This is a genomic window from Nitrospirota bacterium (assembly GCA_016214855.1).
Classification (GTDB): domain Bacteria; phylum Nitrospirota; class Thermodesulfovibrionia; order Thermodesulfovibrionales; family UBA6898; genus UBA6898.
Map to the genome: position 1 here is coordinate 280,306 of JACRMT010000004.1, position 16,792 is coordinate 297,097.

Consider the following 16,792-nt stretch of genomic DNA (forward strand, 5'->3'; position numbering starts at 1 on the left):
GATAATATAAAATATCTTGAAGAAGCTTACGATTATTCCATGCTTATTCCTTTTGTTCTTTGCGTCGTTCCCGCTGTATTTTTCTTCCCCGGCCATGGCCTATGATCCAAAGAAAGATCTCGTTTCAGCCATTGATCTTAAAGCAACCGGGCTTATGATGAAAAAGACCCTGTCTGCAGATGGAACAGTAAAAGAAGGGAGCCCATCACGTGAATACAGCGTTCCTGTCGGCGACGGTCTCAGCACCTATGTTGATTGCAGTGCACCAAGCCGTCAGGACCAGACCAAACAGACGGCAAAGGATTTCCGCACTATAATCGGCTTTCATATTCTCCTGAAATAGCGCTCAATAGCTATCTCCTGATCTTCTTCAGTTTTACTGCCAATTCTCTCGTCTCCTGAAGAAGGGCCTCGATCTCGTCAAGCCCTTTATCCCAGAACCTGCGGTCTGCGATATCAATACCGAGCCTCATGAATATGTTCTTCGGGCTGTCCGAAAGGCCTGCGCACAGGAATTCCTTCACCTGTTCAATGAACTTCCGGTCTTTATGCACAGAGTTCTGCAGAGACTTGGAGATGAGCAGTCCGCTCGCATAGGAATAGACATAGAAGAACTGGCGGATATGGCTCCAGTAGACCCACCACTTGTCAGATCCCGCTGACTGTTCAACAGCGTCACCCATATAAGCAGCCATATGCTTCTGAAATATCCCACCGATATCTTCCTTGGACAGATAGCCCTTCTCTCTGAAGCTGCGGTGAAGCTCCTGCTCGAACCGATAGCATGCAACCTGCCTGCAGATGGTAGAGACCTCATCATTGAGCTTCATCATCATGATGCTCAGTCTGAGTTCGTCATCAGCTCGTCGCAGTATCTCCTTCAGAACGAAATCTTCCATAAAGGTGCTGGCGACCTCTGCAGTAGATGTGGGCGTGCCGAAGTTAAGGGCATGATGCTTCTTTCGTATCAGTTCATTGTTGATGCCATGGCCGAGCTCATGCGCAAGTGTCAGCACGTCAGAAAGCTTGCCCGTATGGTTCAGAAGAATGTAGGTCGGTTGTGATATGAGATGATGCACACAAAAAGCGCCGCCGCCCTTGCCCTTTCTCGGATATACATCGAACTGCCCGTTGCCGACAAACCCGGTAAAAATATCAGCGAACTCCCTGTCCAGATCAGCAAAGACCTTCCGGGTAAGCGTCAGGGATTTGCCGTAGGGATATTTGGCATCAATCGAGCCGTATTCGACATTTCGCTCATGGTATTTCAGGACCTTTACGCCCATGAGTTCAGCCTTCAGTTCATAAAAGCGCCGGGAGATATCGAACCGCTCAGAAACCGCCTGGATCAGGGTATCAACCGTCTCACTCTCCATATCATCGCTGATATGGCGCAGCAGATCAGGCCGGGCAACGCCCCTCAGTTCATCGTCAACCTTCTTATTGGCAAGAATAGAGTTGATCTCGATCTCGGCAATATCTACGTTCTTGTCCATGATGTCATTGAATGCCTTGGCAGCAGTGTCACGCACCTTCCTGTTCCTGCTCTTCGTGAGGCTCGAGATATCAGGCAGGGGTTTTACGGCATAACTGCCGTCCTCAAGCTGGACCCTGCGCTCCTCACGGGAGAGAAAGTCAGACGTCATCCTCACCCAGTTGCCATAGGATGTCGTTGCCTTGAGGTTCATGATCTTCTCTTCCGGCTCGGAAAGCATGTACCGGGACTCTGCAAAAATACGGTCAAGGTAATGCTGATATTTCCGGAGACCCTTATAGGCAAGAAATCTCTTCTGCAGGGACCGCGGGATCTTTGCGATCCTGAGATGGAAAAACTGGATATCATTGCCGATCTTCTTGCTGAATTCCTCGATCTTGTTGAATTGGGCCTTGAGTGCCGGATTATTTCTGTCGATCTGATTTCTGAGCCAGAAATAGTAACCGGGATTGCCGTCTGAGCCATAGTTCCGCGTCCAGATCTCATATTCATCAAGAGCCTCTCTGAGGACTGCAGGATCTTTCAGGTAATCCCTGCGCGGCTTCCACTTATTGATGAATGCATAGCTCTTGTCCTGGATCAGTTTCTTCTGTTTATCGATGCGCGGGTCTTCGTCGCTCAAAAAAAGATGTTTCAGGTTCCAGACAACATTCCTGCTTTGTGCTTGTTTATTGCTCTTCTTGATCAAAATTATCTCCTCGTGGTATGTGTATCAGGTACTTAGACTATAGTCTGCCAGACTATTAGCCTGAACACCTTCAGACTATCCACCTATGCGGTTACTTGAACTCTGCAAAATCCCTGACAGAAGCGGCAACAATAATAGCCCCGTTAACAAGGTCCTCGATTTGGATGAATTCATCATGCGAATGGACCTTCTGCATACCCGAAGAAAGATTAAGCGTAACAATGCCGTGCTGGTTAAAGATATTGGCATCTGATCCGCCGCCGGTCACTGTATGCTCCGGCCTGATCCCTGCCTTGAGAAATATACCGTCCATGTATGCAAGAAACGGTTCCTTTCTGCTGATCCTGAAGGCCTGATATTCTTCGCCTGCCTTGACATGGATCCTGGCGTTTCTCTTTTTGGCAATGCCCCTGGCCGCGTCAAAGATCTCCCTGCTGACCGCTCTCAGCGTAGCAGGCGCATGACTTCTCACCTCACCATTGATCACAACCTCTCTTGGCACCACATTCGTAGCAGTGCCGCCTCTGATCATGCCGATATTGGCAGTCGTCACTGCATCGATCCTTCCGTCAGGGACGGCAGCGATGATCTCTGAAGCGACCCGTATGGCGCTGATGCCCTTCTCCGGCTCTATTCCTGCATGCGCCGGCTTGCCGGTGACACGCATCTCATAGGTAACATGCGTCGGAGCAGCCACAACGATCCTGCCGACCGGGCCGCCTGAATCGAGCACAAGGGCATGTCTGCTTTTTATCTTCTTGTAATCGAGATTTTTGGCCCCGCAGAGCCCCTTTTCTTCAGCAGATGTTATCACTACCTCTATATCACCATGGGGAATATTCTGCTCCTTCAGCGCTGTTATTGCTTCGAGGATCTGGGCAATCGCACTCTTGTCATCAGCGCCGAGCACCGTCTCACCTGTTGACCTGATGATGCCGCCCTTAACGGCATATCTGATGCCCTCTGTCGGCTCGATAGTGTCCATATGACCGCTCAGAAGAAGGGATCTGACGTTCTTCAACGATCCCTTCTTGCGAGCAATGATATTGAATGACCGGTCATAGCGCTGTCTCGTGACCCTGAAGTCCAGATGTTCAAACAGTTTTTCAAGATGCCTGCCAAGCAGGTCTTCTTCAAAAGAAGGCGAGTTGATCTTAATAAGGTCGATGAAAGTGCTGACCAGCCGTTTCTTATTAATGAGCAGTTCTTTTCTCATGGCAGTAAGCATACCAATTATGCTCTCTTCATTTCCATGCAGCGTTAAGATAAGCCCTGATTCCCTGATAAGGATTTGATCAGGGGGATCTTGGGGTAAAAAATGGCAGCAGAGCACTGAGTGGACGTTTTAAGATGTAGTGAAGTCATAAATGAAACAATGAGAAGGGATTTTTCCGCAGAGTTTAGCCGAAGCATTTGGTTTTCAAGCGTACCAGTCCCCTGGATATATCTGAGGTGTGTTACTGAAGGATAAACGTATAACGAGGCAATAACACCTGTCTTCATACGTCGAGCGCACCACTACATAGGCCTGTTCCTGTTTCCATCTGCCGGGACGATGATAGATGAATGCTGCATGTTCTGTATAATCATCATTGATAGCAGTCCTGTCTTCTTCACAGTCCTGTCTTCTTCACAGTCCTGTCTTCTTTGCTGCCCCTGAGAGAAACACTGCTCCAGCTGATGCTGTTATCCTCTCATCCGTGAAGTCTATTTCGATCTTGCTTGGTATAATATTCATAAGGCACCTCCTGGGTGATATGTCGTTTCTCGCGGAAACATTGACATTATAACCCTCGGGTGCCTTTTTCGTTTCTCTTATCAGGGAATATTAGGATTGTACACCATTGCCCTGCAATAGCCTTTTTGGATAAAATAGTCTGGCTCATACTTGTCATTCTCATGGGGCTATGCTTGGACTACATCAGGGTGATAAAATAGGCTTTTGCGCTTCTAGTACGACAGCTGCGATGCAAACTTCTCTGTGAGGTTTCATTGTTTTTTTTGAGAAAACCGTTTAATACAAAAAAATACGTGAGGATCTAATTAGATGAACCACCGTTTTCGCATAACAAAAGCGCATACCAGCATTACGCAGAAGTCGACCATCCAGAAGGCGATCGACTTCATACGGGAGACCGATCTCGAACCGCCCTACCTTCTGATGGACAAGGCAAAGGTTCGCCAGAAGGTCCATGCCATAGGCAAGAATATCCGAAATTCCGAGATCTACTATGCGGTCAAGGCAAATCCGGATATCGAGACCCTGAAGCTGATCAACAGTCTTGGCATCGGCTTTGAGATCGCCTCGGAAGGAGAGATGAGCGTACTCGAGTCCATCGGCGTAACGAGTGACCGGATGATCACGAGCAACCCTATCAAGACCTTCCGCTTTCTCAGGATGGCTGCAGAATCCGGCGTAGACTATTTTTCGTATGACTCGGAGGCAGAAGTCCTCAAGATGCGGGAATACACCCCCGGCGCAAATGTCTATGTAAGGCTTACCGTCCCCAATGAAGGCAGCGAATGGCCGCTCAGCAAGAAATTCGGCGTGGAGGTTGAAGAGGCGGAGGAACTTCTTATACTCGCAAAAAAGAAGGGGCTCAACCCCGTCGGCATCACCTTCCATGTGGGATCGCAGTGCACGAACATGTACAACTGGAATTCTGCACTGGACAAGGCAAAAGACCTCTGGGACAGGGCTGAAAAGGCAGGCATAAGACTTTCTCTCCTGAACATTGGCGGCGGATATCCGATACGGTATACCAAAGATGTCGTCGGCATCTCTGTCATCGAAAAGAATATCAACAGGGCGATCTGGCAGAAGTTCCCGAAAAAGACCCGTATCCTGATCGAACCCGGAAGGTCAGTGGTTGGCGATGCCGGCATATTCGTGACCAAGGTGATCGGCAAGACCAGCCGCGGAGATGAGAAATGGCTCTCTGTTGATGTCGGCGTCTTCAACGGCCTCATGGAGAGCATCGGGGGCATAAAATACAGCTATGTTGTTGAGGGCTCAAAAGAGATCAAGAAATGGACCCTCGCAGGCCCGAGCTGTGACAGTTTCGATGTAATAGAAAAGAATATTCTTCTGCCTGAACCGGCCATCGGAAATTATATTCTGATCCTTTCAAGCGGCGCATATACCATCTCCTACGCCTCTGAATTTAATGGCTTTTCCATACCAAAGACGATTCTTATCTGAAATTAAGGCTCTTTTCGACAGAACGCCAGACGGGCCTTTTTCGGCTGATAAACTTATTGAAATTAATGAATATTTCAATTTTTCTTGACACCGTCAGTACCTACCTGTTAGATTATTAGCACTCTAACTTGGAGAGTGCTAATGAGTCTGGACGAAAGAAGTGGACAGATATTACAGGCGGTTATTCAGCTTTATATAAGCTCGCCCGGACCTGTCGGTTCACGGGCAGTAACCAAAAAATTTCCACTCGGTCTTTCATCGGCAACCATACGGAACATCATGTCCGACCTTGAGGAGATGGGGTTTCTGCGCCAGCCGCACACTTCGGCAGGACGCGTGCCGACCGATGTCGGATACCGTTTTTATGTTGATACCCTGTCGTCCGAAAGGGCCGACTCTGATGCCGAGCTCGTTTCTGAAATGAACAGAAAGCTTGATCTGCTCAGAAATGATGTCGATTCCTTCCTGGACAACGCATCACGCATGCTTTCGGAACTTTCTCATTATATAGGCATTTCCGTATCGCCGAATGCGAACAGGACCATCCTGAGCAGGATAGAGCTGGTGCCCTATCGGAAGAACCAGATCGCTGTTGTTCTCTTTGCCGACGAAGCGATCATCAGGAGCAAGATCGTTGCCGTAGAACAGGAAATGTCGCGGAGCGATCTGAACCGCCTTTCCGACTATATCAACGACCGGTTTTCGGGATACTCTCTTGACGAAGTAAGAAAAAGCATTATCGAGGAGATATCGAACGAGCGCGTGCTCTGCGACAGTCTCATCGGCAGGGCAACGAGGATCTGCAGAGATGTCCTGGCCATATCAGACAGTGATATTTTTATCTCAGGTCTGTCGGAGATGGTCAATCTCCCTGACTTCTGCGATATCGGCAGGATCCGGGGACTTCTGAAGACCCTTGAGGACAAACATATCATCCTGGGGCTTCTCGACAAGATATCTGATACTGACGGCACACAGGTCTTTATCGGTTCGGAGAACCCTCTGGACGAGATGAAACAGTTCAGCCTTGTGGTCTCTACATACAAAGAGGGTAACAAACCGATGGGCACCATCGGCATCATCGGGCCGACGAGAATGAACTACTCACACGCAATTACACTGGTTGACACAACAGCCAGATTCATAACGGAAATACTCACATACAACAAATAGGAAGGTGCATCTTGGGAGATAACGATCTGGACAGAGAGAACGAAGACTTCGGAGAAGATGACATAGAGCTGGTCACTGACAGTCCTGGAGAAGAAACAGAGCAGCAGAAACCTGCTGTCAGTTCCGGAGCAGACGAGCTGAACAGCAAGTATTTACGGCTGTATGCTGACTTTGAGAATTACCGCAAGCGTGTCAATAAGGACAAGGAGGATCTTGTGCGATACAGCAATGAGTCACTGCTGTATGAGCTCCTGCCGGCCATAGACAACCTTGAGCTTGCGCTGAAGCACGCCTCGGGAGAAATGAACAGCGGGCTGGTCCAGGGCGTAGAAGTGACCCTCAAGGAATTGCAAAGGACACTCGAGAAGTTCGGTCTGGTCCGCATCGGGGCAATGGGTAAGCCGTTTGACCCTGCAGTGCATCATGCCATGTCACAGGTCGAGCGGACGGATATGGACGAAAAGATGATAGCAGAGGAGTTCAGGGCAGGATACAAATATCGCGACAAAGTGCTCAGGCCTTCACTGGTAGCCGTATCAGTAAAAGCGCAGAAACAGCAGAATGAAGATGCAGAGGCATCGGAAATTAATAAACAGGATTCCATAGAGGAGGAACAATAAGATGGGAAAAGCAATAGGAATTGACCTCGGGACCACGAACTCTTGCGTTGCAGTTGTACAGGGCGGAGAGACCGTTGTCATACCGAACCAGGAAGGGACAAGAACAACACCGTCGGTCGTGGCGATCACTGACAAGGGCGAGAGGCTCGTCGGTCAGATAGCAAAACGGCAGGCCATTACGAACCCGGAAAATACCATATTCTCGATCAAGAGGCTCATGGGCAGAAAATACTCGGCACCTGAGGTCGAACACGCAAAGAAGAGGCTGCCCTACAAGATCGTGGAAGCAGCCAACAACGATGCCCATGTCGAGATCTTCGGCAAGAAATACTCACCCCCCGAGATCTCTGCCATGATCCTTCAGAAGCTGAAACAGGCTGCTGAAGATTATCTCGGCGAGAAAGTGACCGAAGCGGTCATCACCGTACCGGCATATTTTGATGACAGCCAGAGGCAGGCAACCAAGGATGCCGGCAGAATAGCCGGTCTTAACGTGCTCAGGATCATCAACGAACCTACAGCAGCAGCCCTTGCCTATGGCATGGACAAGAAGAAGGAAGAGAAAGTTGCCGTGTACGACCTTGGCGGCGGAACCTTTGACATCTCGATCCTTGAGATCGGCGAAGGGGTCATTGAGGTCAAGTCAACAAACGGAGACACCTATCTCGGTGGCGATGACTTTGACATCAGGATCATTGACTGGATGATCGATGAATTCAGGAAAGACCAGGGCATTGATCTGAAAAATGACAAGATGGCCCTGCAGAGACTGAAAGAAGCTGCTGAGCGGGCAAAGATCGAACTCTCTACCGCGACAGAGACCGAGATCAACCTCCCCTTTGTCACTGCTGATGCAACCGGTCCAAAGCACCTTCTCCTGAAGATCAAACGCTCCGAGTTCGAACAGTTGGCTGCTGACCTGTTCGAAAACACCATCGGCCCCTGCAAGAACGCTCTTTCTGATGCCGGGCTTACTTCCGGCAGCATTGATGAAGTACTGCTCGTTGGCGGCCAGACACGGACGCCGAGAGTCCAGCAGACAGTGCAGGGCTTCTTTGGCAAGGAGCCGAACAGGACGGTGAACCCTGACGAGGTCGTTGCCGTAGGCGCAGCCATACAGGCAGCGGTTTTGAAGGGTGATGTGAAGGAGGTCCTGCTCCTTGACGTTACTCCTCTGTCATTGGGCATCGAGACCCTCGGCGGTATATTCACCAAGATCATCGAGAGGAACACGACAATCCCTACCAAAAAGAGTCAGGTATTTTCGACCGCAACGGACAACCAGCCTGCGGTCACGATCAAGATCTGCCAGGGTGAACGGGAAATGGCAGCAGACAACAAACTGCTGGGCAACTTCGAACTCATCGGTATTCCGCCTGCACCGCGCGGCGTACCGCAGATCGAGGTCTCCTTTGACATCGATGCAAACGGCATACTCCATGTCTCGGCAAAGGATCTCGGCACGAATAAGGAGCAGTCGATCAGGATCACTGCATCAAGCGGCCTCTCTGAGGACGAGATTAAAAAGATGGTTCGTGACGCAGACGATCACGGGCAGGAGGACCATAAGAAGAAGCAGATGGCAGAGGCCAGGAACAACGCCGATACGCTCTGCTATACGGTCGAAAAATCCCTGAGCGACTATGGGGACAAGGTCACTGCCGATGAAAAGCGCGAGATCGAAGAGGCCCTTGAGCACTGCAAGAAGGTCAAGGACGCGAGTTCTGATCCTGCAGAGATAAAATCGGCTACAGACAAGCTTATGCAGATCTCGCACAAGCTTGCCGAGCATCTGTACAAGCAGACCGGGGCCGGGGCACAGCCTGGAGACGCGTCTGCAGGCCAGGGCGCAAAGCCGGCAGAAGAAGAGGTTGTGGAAGCAGAGTTCGAGGACGTTGACAAGGACAAGAAATAGCAGCTCAGCATCGGCTCGAAGGGTTCAAGGGAACAGCACCTGCCTCCTGAAGTGCTTGCACCCTTGGACCCTTTTTCATGTATACTTTGAGATAAAATTATGAAGGAACTATGGTGAAAGATTACTACGAATTGCTTGGTGTTTCCCGGGAAGTTACGCCGGAAGAACTGAAAAAGGCCTACCGGCAGCTTGCCATGAAACATCACCCGGACAGAAACGCCGGCGACAAGATATCAGAGGACAAGTTCAAGGAGATCAGCCACGCCTATTCCATTCTTTCCGATCCTGACAAAAGGGCCCATTATGACCGTTATGGGACTGCAGACGGTTTCGGTGCCGGTCAGGGACCGTTCGCCGGCGGAGCAGGGTTCGGTGATATTTTCGAGGATTTCTTCGGCGATATCTTTGGCGGCAACTTCGGCGGACAGAGACGGCAGCGTGCTGCCAGGGGAAATGACCTCAGATATGACCTTGATATCAGCCTGGAAGAGGCGGTCTTCGGCACAGAAAGGGTGATCACGTTCCCAAAGCTCCAGAAGTGCGGGGAATGCAATGGAACCGGCTCTGAGCCGGACAAACAGCCTGAGGTCTGCAGCGGCTGCAAGGGTTCAGGCCATATCAGATATCAGCAGGGTTTTTTCAGCGTCTCAAAGCCCTGCGGCAAGTGCCACGGCACAGGCAGGTTCATCACGAACCCCTGCAAGAAATGCAGAGGGCAGGGATCCATACAGGAGCAGAGGACCGTTAATCTCAAGATACCGGCCGGTGTGGATGAGGGCTCACGGCTCAAGGTCGTCGGTGAGGGAGAACCCGGGATGAACAGCGGTCCGAACGGCGACCTTTATGTGATACTGGACATCCAGGAACATGCCATATTTAAGCGGGAGGGCACTGAGCTCTTCTGTGATTTCCCCATTTCCTTCACCAATGCAGCACTCGGCGCTGAGATCGAAGTGCCGACGCTCGACGGTTCCGCAAGGCTCAAGATCCCTGCGGGCACGCAGTCCGGAAAGATCTTCACGCTCAAGGGCAAAGGAGCTCCCCGGATCGGCAGCCAACAGCGGGGCAGCCAGCTTATTCGGGTCTTTATTGAGGTTCCGAAAAAGCTCTCGCAGAGACAGAAGGAACTGCTTGAAGAGTTTGCAGAACAGAGCACGGATGACAGCAATAAGAGCTTCAAGGACAAACTGAAGGATCTTTTCACCGGGGTCGAGAGCTGACACCAGTTCAGTTCATTTTTTGCATCCCATGACCAGACTTTTTCTCGACAGCGCCGTTCAGGCTCAGGGCGTAATCCATCTCACCGGAGAAAAAGCCCGCTATTTATCCGCCGTCCTCAGGTGCAGGATCCATGATACGCTCATCGTAACAGACATCAGCGGCAATACCTATTCTGCAGAGATCTCCGCGATAACGAAAAAACAGACGACGCTCGATATCATGGCCCCCCTCGATCACGATAACGAGTCCCCGATCGATATCATCCTTGTTCAGGGACTGCTCAGAGGTGAAAAGATGGACCTCGTGATCCAGAAGGCAACTGAACTCGGAGCAAAAGAGATCGTGCCGATGATCACCGAGCGGAGCCAGATAAGAGAGACCCGAAAACTTCAGCGCTGGCAAAAGATCGCTGAGGAGGCATCACGCCAGTGCGGCAGGAATATGGTTCCGCTGATCCGTGAGCCGGAAGCCTTTGAGATCGTGATCGCCTCCGATGGATTTCACAAAGGGATCATCTGCTGGGAAAAGGAAGGGGCGCCCTTCTCCACTGCCCTGGAGCTGTTGTCCGGAGAAAAACGGCTTGTCCTCTGCATCGGGCCGGAAGGCGGGTTTTCCGAAAAAGAGATCGGGATTGCCGAAGATAAAGGGTTAACGGTTGCATCACTGGGAAAACGAATTCTTCGGGCAGAGACCGCAGCATTGACCGCCGTCGGTCTTGTGCAGTATGTATGCGGCGACCTCTCAGGCCGCGAATAACTGCTTCTGACAGCGAACCCTGTTTCGGCAGATCAGAAACAGACAAGGACGCCCTGCATCTGCTGCTGCCGGTATCCGGCTATGGCTCTTCGCAGATATCATGGTGCGGTCCATTCCTCTTCTTCTTTCGGCCGCACATAAGCGATCCGTTCAACCGGGACCACGATCCAACCTGATTCAGACTCAAGATGGATCTCGTATTCGTTGATCTCAATAAGCTTCCCCACATACAAAGCCTCTCCTGTTCCCACTTCAACGATCGTTCCGATCAGGTCTATCATGGTCAGCTCCTCACCTGTTTCTGGTTCCCTAAATTATGCACTATTTCGGCGCCGATTAAAAAGATGCCTGATGAATAGAACATCCAGAGCAGGAACATGACAAAGGCCGTAAGCGGGCCGTAGATCTTACCCATTTGGGCCACTTCACTCACATACCAGCTGAATATATGCTTGGCGATCTCGAGCATGACTGTTGCGAAAAAAGCGCCGGCAAGGGCCGAAGAAATTCGCACCCTGGTCTTCGGCACCATAACGTAAAGCAGTGCGAACGAGCAGAGGATCAGGAAAAAGGGAAGAACAAAGCTGAGCAGAATCTTTGTTATTTTGCCGATCTTTATGCCGGTCAGGGTCGGACCAATTGTCTTGAGAAGCGGCACAAGCGAGGCAGCTGCGAAGGAAGCAAACAACAGGGCTATGAGCAGCGTCACGACCATCAGGGACACCAGCACCGAGAAGAATACATGCCGTTTCTTCTGTATTTTAAATATCCTGTTAAGGGCGGTCTCCATGGAGGCAAAGACCTGATAGGAAAGAACCCAGTAAAGCAGAAGGCTGAACTTCCCGAGCCCTTTGTATGAGATGATTTTCGTGAGGTCATCCGTGATATCCTGTGTAACGGTCGGGAAAAACCCCGTCAGCTTGGCAAGAAAGAAGTTGTAAAAATCAGGATACTGGCCAAGAAAATATCCGAATACCGTTATCAGGAACATACAGAGGGGCACAAGCGCCATCATGGTGAAATAGGACATGGAACCGGCAAGCATCAGCCCATTGTCCCTGAAAAAGTCCAGGAAGCTTCTGCCGATGAGTCTGATCATCCTCATACCAAGTCGCATTCAAAATGATAACAAGGCGGCAAGGTCAGGTGCCTCTCTTCTTCGGCCTGATATGGATCTTCAGCGGCGTTCCCCCGAAGCCGAAATACTCGCGCAGTTTTCTTTCGATATACCTGAGGTGCGCTTCTGTCACTGCATTGCGGTAATTCGAGAAAATGACAAATGCAGGGGGCTCAATGCCCACCTGGGTCATGTAGTACATCTTTACGGTCTTTCCCTTATACAGGGGAAGTGATATCTGAGCAATGATCTCCCGGAAGAACCTGTTCAGTTCCCCGGTCGTGATCCGCTTCCGTCTTTCTTCTATAATGACATCGACCACCGGAAAGACCTTGGTGATCCTTTTTTTGGAGACACCTGATATGGTGATAGCAGGCGCGTACTGCGCAAACCAGACCTTCCGGTACAGTTCAGGCAGGGCATTCTTGAAGGTCTCCTCCGGATCGGTAACCAGGTCCCATTTATTCAGGAGGAATATAACACCCTTATTGTAGTCTTTGACAATGCCCGCGATCTTCTGGTCCTGCTCAGTGATGCCTACGCTCATATCGAGAACAACAAGAGCCACATCGCACCGCTCAATGCTTCTGACAGCCCTTACCATTGAGAACCTCTCCAGCGAATACCCGATCTTGCCTTTTTTTCTGAGGCCCGCAGTGTCAATGATCACATACTTCTTTCCGTGAAAGGTACAGGTGCTGTCAATTGAATCCATGGTGGTTCCTGCCACCTCGCTCACTACCATCCGCTTCTTGCCTGTAAGGGCATTGACCAGTGTTGACTTCCCGACATTCGGCCTTCCCACAACCGCTATCTTGGGGTAATCGGACTTCTCTTCGTGGTATTCAGGAAGCAGGGCGCCAAGGCTGTCCATAAAATCATCATATCCATAGCCCGTAGCTGCAGAGACCGGATAAAGGTGATCAGCGCCTATGGCGTAGAAATCGTAAAACCTGTCATCCCTGACCGGTGCATCGATCTTGTTCACCAACCAGACGACTTTTTTCCCGGATGTACGGAGAAGGCGTGCCAGTTCCATGTCAGCAGGGGTAAGACCGTCTTTTCCGTCAAGGAGATGAACGATAATATCGCCCTCCTCAATGGCAAAAAGAGCCTGCTCCTTTGCCTGGGCAAAGATATCCTCAGGAGGATCAATATAGAAGCCTCCGGTATCGACAAGCATGTAACTCTTGCCTTCCCACTCTGCATCAAGGTAGTTCCGGTCCCGTGTAACACCGGGGATATCCTCAACTATTGCAGAATGCGTTCCGGTCATCCGGTTAAAGAGGGTTGACTTTCCGACGTTCGGTCGGCCTACGATCACAACAAGAGGTTTAGCCATAGCGTTTATTGTATACTAAAAGCATGAATAAGGTTCATAAAGATGCCCTATAGCGCTACTGAGAGTTTTCAAACAGACTGCGGGAAATGCAACGACCTGCTTGATAAAATAGGGATAAATTGCTTATATTTTAATGAGTTTAGCCTCCTTTTGAGGCATGCATCTTGCATTCAATAATGCCAGATATGATTATCAAAACAAAGATCATTGCCATTATAGCCCTCACTATCATCATAACGGTCGGCATCACCACCGCTATCGTGCTCAGGGCGCAAAACTCCAAGATGATCGAGTCAAAGGTTGCTGACACTGTTTTTCTGGGCGACATCATTGAACGGACCATATCTCACGACATGAAACTGGGCAACCCGCAGGAGGTCCAGAAGATCCTTGAGAACATCGGCAAGAACAAGGAAATCGTCCATATCAGGATCCTTTCACCGGCCGGCATGATCCTGAAATCTACGAACATGTCCGAGATCGGCTCAAAATCCCAGGACTATCTCAAGATCGCTACCCATGACTTTCAGAAGCCAATAATCCATCAAAACAACACGATCGATTATTTTAAGAACATCATGAACAGGCAGGAGTGCTTTGGCTGTCATGACAGCAGGGGGGCGGTCAATGGCATCATCCAGGTAAGGCTCGACCTATCGAGGTCGTTCTCTACCATGCTGTCCATCAAAAGAATGCTCGTCTTTTCGAACATCATTATTGTTCTTGTCATATCGCTCGTTCTGAGCCTGATCTTTTCTCGCTTCGTAATGAAGCCGCTGAAAAACCTCCTTGCTGCCATTCACGAGGTGGAGGCGGGCAACTGGAACGCCGCGGTCCAGGGAATCACCAGCGACGAACTCGGCACAATCGGCACTGCCTTCAACAAGATGATCGATGAGATGAACAAACTGTACAAGAAGAATCTGACCAAGGAGCGGGAGCTGTCCAAGATAAAGATGGATCTTGAGCACAAGAACAAAGTTGAGGACCTGAACACCCAGCTTGAGTTCAGGCTCAAGGAACTTGAAACAGCAAACCGGGCCATCACCTCGCTCTCAAAGGAAGTAAAGGGCAAGAACAAGGAACTCGAAAAGGTCGTTGAGCGGCTCAAGAAAATGAACGAGGTCGGCAGGATCCTGACCTCGATCGTCGAGACCGAAGAGGTCATGAAGATCATCACCAGGACGACCGCTGATCTCTTCAATACCGACCGGGCAATTCTTCATATACGAAACACGAACAGACCGCCTCTTATCATTCAGTACAAGCGGGGGCTCGGCACGGAGAGCATTACTGATGTGCCTCTTGAGTATCAGGCGTATTACTCTGAGATCATAACGCAGGGCAAACCCATTCTTCTGCAGCAGGGCAACAGCCCTTCGTCGAAGATCGGGGTACCGCTCAAGATGAAGGGGGAGATCATAGGGACCATGATCCTCGAAATGTTGAGAGAAGGCTCAGCGTTCACTGACGAGGACATGGAGATTCTGACTACGCTTTCGAACCAGGCCATCGTTTCCATGGAAAACGCCTGGCTCTATGAAAGTGTGAAGCGGAACTATTTTGCCACGATCCAGTCTTTGGTCAATGCTCTCGAGGCGAGCGACCTCTATACCAAGGGCCATTCTGAAAGGGTCAAGCTCCTTGCCCTCGAGCTCGGCAGGTACATCGGCCTCGACTTTAAAGAGCTTGAGATCCTCGAACATGCCGCCATACTGCACGACATCGGCAAGATCGGTATCGAGAGCTTCATCATTCAGAAGCAGGGCAAGCTGACAGCAAAGGAATACAGCCTGATCAAATCGCATCCCCTCATAGGAGAGGAGATCCTGGGGCCGATAGATACCCTCGAAGGAGTGCGGCAGACGATCATACAGCATCACGAACGGTATGACGGCAAGGGGTACCCGTATGGGCTGAGAGGAGAGGAACTTCTGCTCAAGGCACGGATCCTTTCTGTCGTTGATACCTTCGATGCCATGATGTCTGAAAGACCATACCGAAAAGCCCTCTCGCTCTTTCAGGTCAAGGAGGAACTTTTCCTGAATGCAGGCACACAGTTTGATCCGTATGTGGTGGAATCCTTTATCGAATTGATGAATCTCAGGGGAGAGTCGCTGCTCGGCTCATCCGGTTATGCCAAAGTTCACAGTATCTCATAAGCTCTGATCACCGCCGATCTTCTTTCCTTCCGATTCAGCACTCATCCCTTTCAGCAGCTTGATAAGCTTAAGATTATGATCATGCTTCATCACCGAGATCCTGAGGAAGGTATCATTAAGCCCGTCAATGCCCGAACAGCGCTCAACCGCAAGGCCTGCCCGCTCTGCCTTGCAGGCGATCTCTTCAGCCGGGTCAGCAGCCTTCAGAAGAAATATATTCGTATCAGAGTCATATATGACCATTCCCGGCAGCGTTCCAATGGCCTTCCTCAGGAGTTTTTTCTCTTCTTTCATGAACTGTTCTGTTGATCGGCTGTACGACTTGTCCTTAAGCGCAGTGCGCGCTGCCTCCATGGCAGGGATGCCCGGATGGCTCAGCAGCCCCGGCCGCAGGGACTCGATCACCTTAGGGATGGCTACTGCACAGGCAAGCTCAAGCCCGGGCAGACCAAAGTAATATGCCGTTGTCCGGAGAACAATAAGATGGCTGCTGCCGACAGCGCTCCTGATGCAGCCCTCACCTTCCGCAAAATCCATGAGCGATTCATCGATAACCGTAACACAGTTTTTCAGGGAAAGCGCTGCAAGCATCTGATTCAACACGGTGACCGATATGGCCTTGCCGCTGACCCTGTTGGGGTTTGCGAAGAAAATAAGATCACAGCCCTCTGCCTTTTCGACAAGTTCCTTAAGATCAGGAAAAAAGAAGCTCTCTTCACTGCCGGAGACATTCTTGATAACCGCACTCGAAGCCAGAGCCGCCTCCTGATATATGCCCAGTGCAGGTCCCACGATCAGTATTTTCCTTGGCCGGAGGCGCCGGCATATGACAAACAGAAGTTCTTTCAGGGAATTGGAGAAGAGAATGCTTTCTTTATCGACGCCGTATTTCGAAAAAAACAGCCGCTCAAGCCGTGCCCGTGTCTCGTCGCACGGAGCATTGATAGCCTTAGCCGCTTTGCGGATAGCTGCCTTCACCTTCCGCGACGGCCCAAGCGGGTTTGTACCAAAATAGTAGCGTTTCATCTTTAAATGTCACTCCTTTTTTTCTGTCGCTTCTTCAATTTATCGGGCGAAGACAATAGACTTGTGTAATTGTGA

General features: G+C 50.4%; 14 protein-coding genes. 8 read left to right on the forward strand and 6 right to left on the reverse strand.

Going from position 1 to position 16,792, the window contains the following annotated elements:
* Window positions 1–16 precede the first annotated feature (16 nt).
* Window positions 17–343 (forward strand): hypothetical protein, encoded by a 327-nt coding sequence (locus HZB62_03370; GenBank protein MBI5074203.1) that lies wholly within the window; start codon window positions 17–19, stop codon window positions 341–343.
* Window positions 344–353: 10 nt separating this feature from the next.
* On the opposite strand, the gene HZB62_03375 is transcribed toward HZB62_03370, so the two are convergent.
* Window positions 354–2,183: a M3 family oligoendopeptidase gene (locus HZB62_03375; GenBank protein ID MBI5074204.1), complete on the reverse strand. Its 1,830-nt coding sequence runs from the start codon at window positions 2,181–2,183 to the stop codon at window positions 354–356.
* A 91-nt stretch (window positions 2,184–2,274) separates the two neighbouring features.
* Window positions 2,275–3,411, reverse strand: a complete 1,137-nt coding sequence (locus tag HZB62_03380) for a M20/M25/M40 family metallo-hydrolase (protein MBI5074205.1) — start codon at window positions 3,409–3,411, stop codon at window positions 2,275–2,277.
* An 819-nt stretch (window positions 3,412–4,230) separates the two neighbouring features.
* On the opposite strand from HZB62_03380, the gene HZB62_03385 reads away from it, so the two are divergent.
* From HZB62_03385 to HZB62_03410, 6 genes are all read left to right on the forward strand, one after another.
* The gene (locus HZB62_03385; protein MBI5074206.1) at window positions 4,231–5,385 is read left to right on the forward strand and encodes a type III PLP-dependent enzyme; all 1,155 of its coding nucleotides are present in this window, start codon (window positions 4,231–4,233) and stop codon (window positions 5,383–5,385) included.
* 141 nt (window positions 5,386–5,526) lie between these two features.
* Window positions 5,527–6,558, forward strand: coding sequence for a heat-inducible transcription repressor HrcA (hrcA, locus tag HZB62_03390; protein MBI5074207.1), 1,032 nt, complete (start codon window positions 5,527–5,529; stop codon window positions 6,556–6,558).
* 11 nt (window positions 6,559–6,569) lie between these two features.
* Complete coding sequence (gene grpE / locus HZB62_03395) at window positions 6,570–7,178, forward strand: nucleotide exchange factor GrpE (GenBank protein MBI5074208.1); 609 nt, start codon at window positions 6,570–6,572, stop codon at window positions 7,176–7,178.
* Between the two features lies 1 nt (window position 7,179).
* Window positions 7,180–9,093 (forward strand): molecular chaperone DnaK, encoded by a 1,914-nt coding sequence (gene dnaK / locus HZB62_03400; GenBank protein MBI5074209.1) that lies wholly within the window; start codon window positions 7,180–7,182, stop codon window positions 9,091–9,093.
* Window positions 9,094–9,203: 110 nt separating this feature from the next.
* The gene (gene dnaJ / locus HZB62_03405; protein MBI5074210.1) at window positions 9,204–10,313 is read left to right on the forward strand and encodes a molecular chaperone DnaJ; all 1,110 of its coding nucleotides are present in this window, start codon (window positions 9,204–9,206) and stop codon (window positions 10,311–10,313) included.
* Window positions 10,314–10,341: 28 nt separating this feature from the next.
* Window positions 10,342–11,070: a 16S rRNA (uracil(1498)-N(3))-methyltransferase gene (locus HZB62_03410; protein MBI5074211.1), complete on the forward strand. Its 729-nt coding sequence runs from the start codon at window positions 10,342–10,344 to the stop codon at window positions 11,068–11,070.
* A 98-nt stretch (window positions 11,071–11,168) separates the two neighbouring features.
* Here the strand turns inward: HZB62_03410 and HZB62_03415 are convergent, their stop codons facing one another.
* Genes HZB62_03415 through der form a run of 3 tightly spaced genes read right to left on the reverse strand, consistent with a single transcriptional unit; the run spans window position 11,169 to window position 13,529 of the window.
* The gene (locus HZB62_03415; protein MBI5074212.1) at window positions 11,169–11,351 is read right to left on the reverse strand and encodes a hypothetical protein; all 183 of its coding nucleotides are present in this window, start codon (window positions 11,349–11,351) and stop codon (window positions 11,169–11,171) included.
* 2 nt (window positions 11,352–11,353) lie between these two features.
* The gene (locus tag HZB62_03420; protein ID MBI5074213.1) at window positions 11,354–12,175 is read right to left on the reverse strand and encodes a YihY/virulence factor BrkB family protein; all 822 of its coding nucleotides are present in this window, start codon (window positions 12,173–12,175) and stop codon (window positions 11,354–11,356) included.
* A 37-nt stretch (window positions 12,176–12,212) separates the two neighbouring features.
* Window positions 12,213–13,529 (reverse strand): ribosome biogenesis GTPase Der, encoded by a 1,317-nt coding sequence (gene der, locus HZB62_03425; GenBank protein MBI5074214.1) that lies wholly within the window; start codon window positions 13,527–13,529, stop codon window positions 12,213–12,215.
* 185 nt (window positions 13,530–13,714) lie between these two features.
* Between der and HZB62_03430 the strand changes: the two genes are divergently transcribed.
* Window positions 13,715–15,691 carry an HD domain-containing protein gene (locus tag HZB62_03430; protein ID MBI5074215.1) on the forward strand — a complete coding sequence of 659 codons (1,977 nt, stop codon included), beginning with the start codon at window positions 13,715–13,717 and terminating at the stop codon, window positions 15,689–15,691.
* On the opposite strand, the gene HZB62_03435 is transcribed toward HZB62_03430, so the two are convergent.
* On the reverse strand, window positions 15,686–16,717 hold the full coding sequence (locus HZB62_03435) for an aminotransferase class I/II-fold pyridoxal phosphate-dependent enzyme (GenBank protein ID MBI5074216.1): 1,032 nt from the start codon (window positions 16,715–16,717) through the stop codon (window positions 15,686–15,688). The two genes, HZB62_03430 and HZB62_03435, sit on opposite strands and share 6 nt — an antisense overlap.
* Window positions 16,718–16,792: the final 75 nt, after the last annotated feature.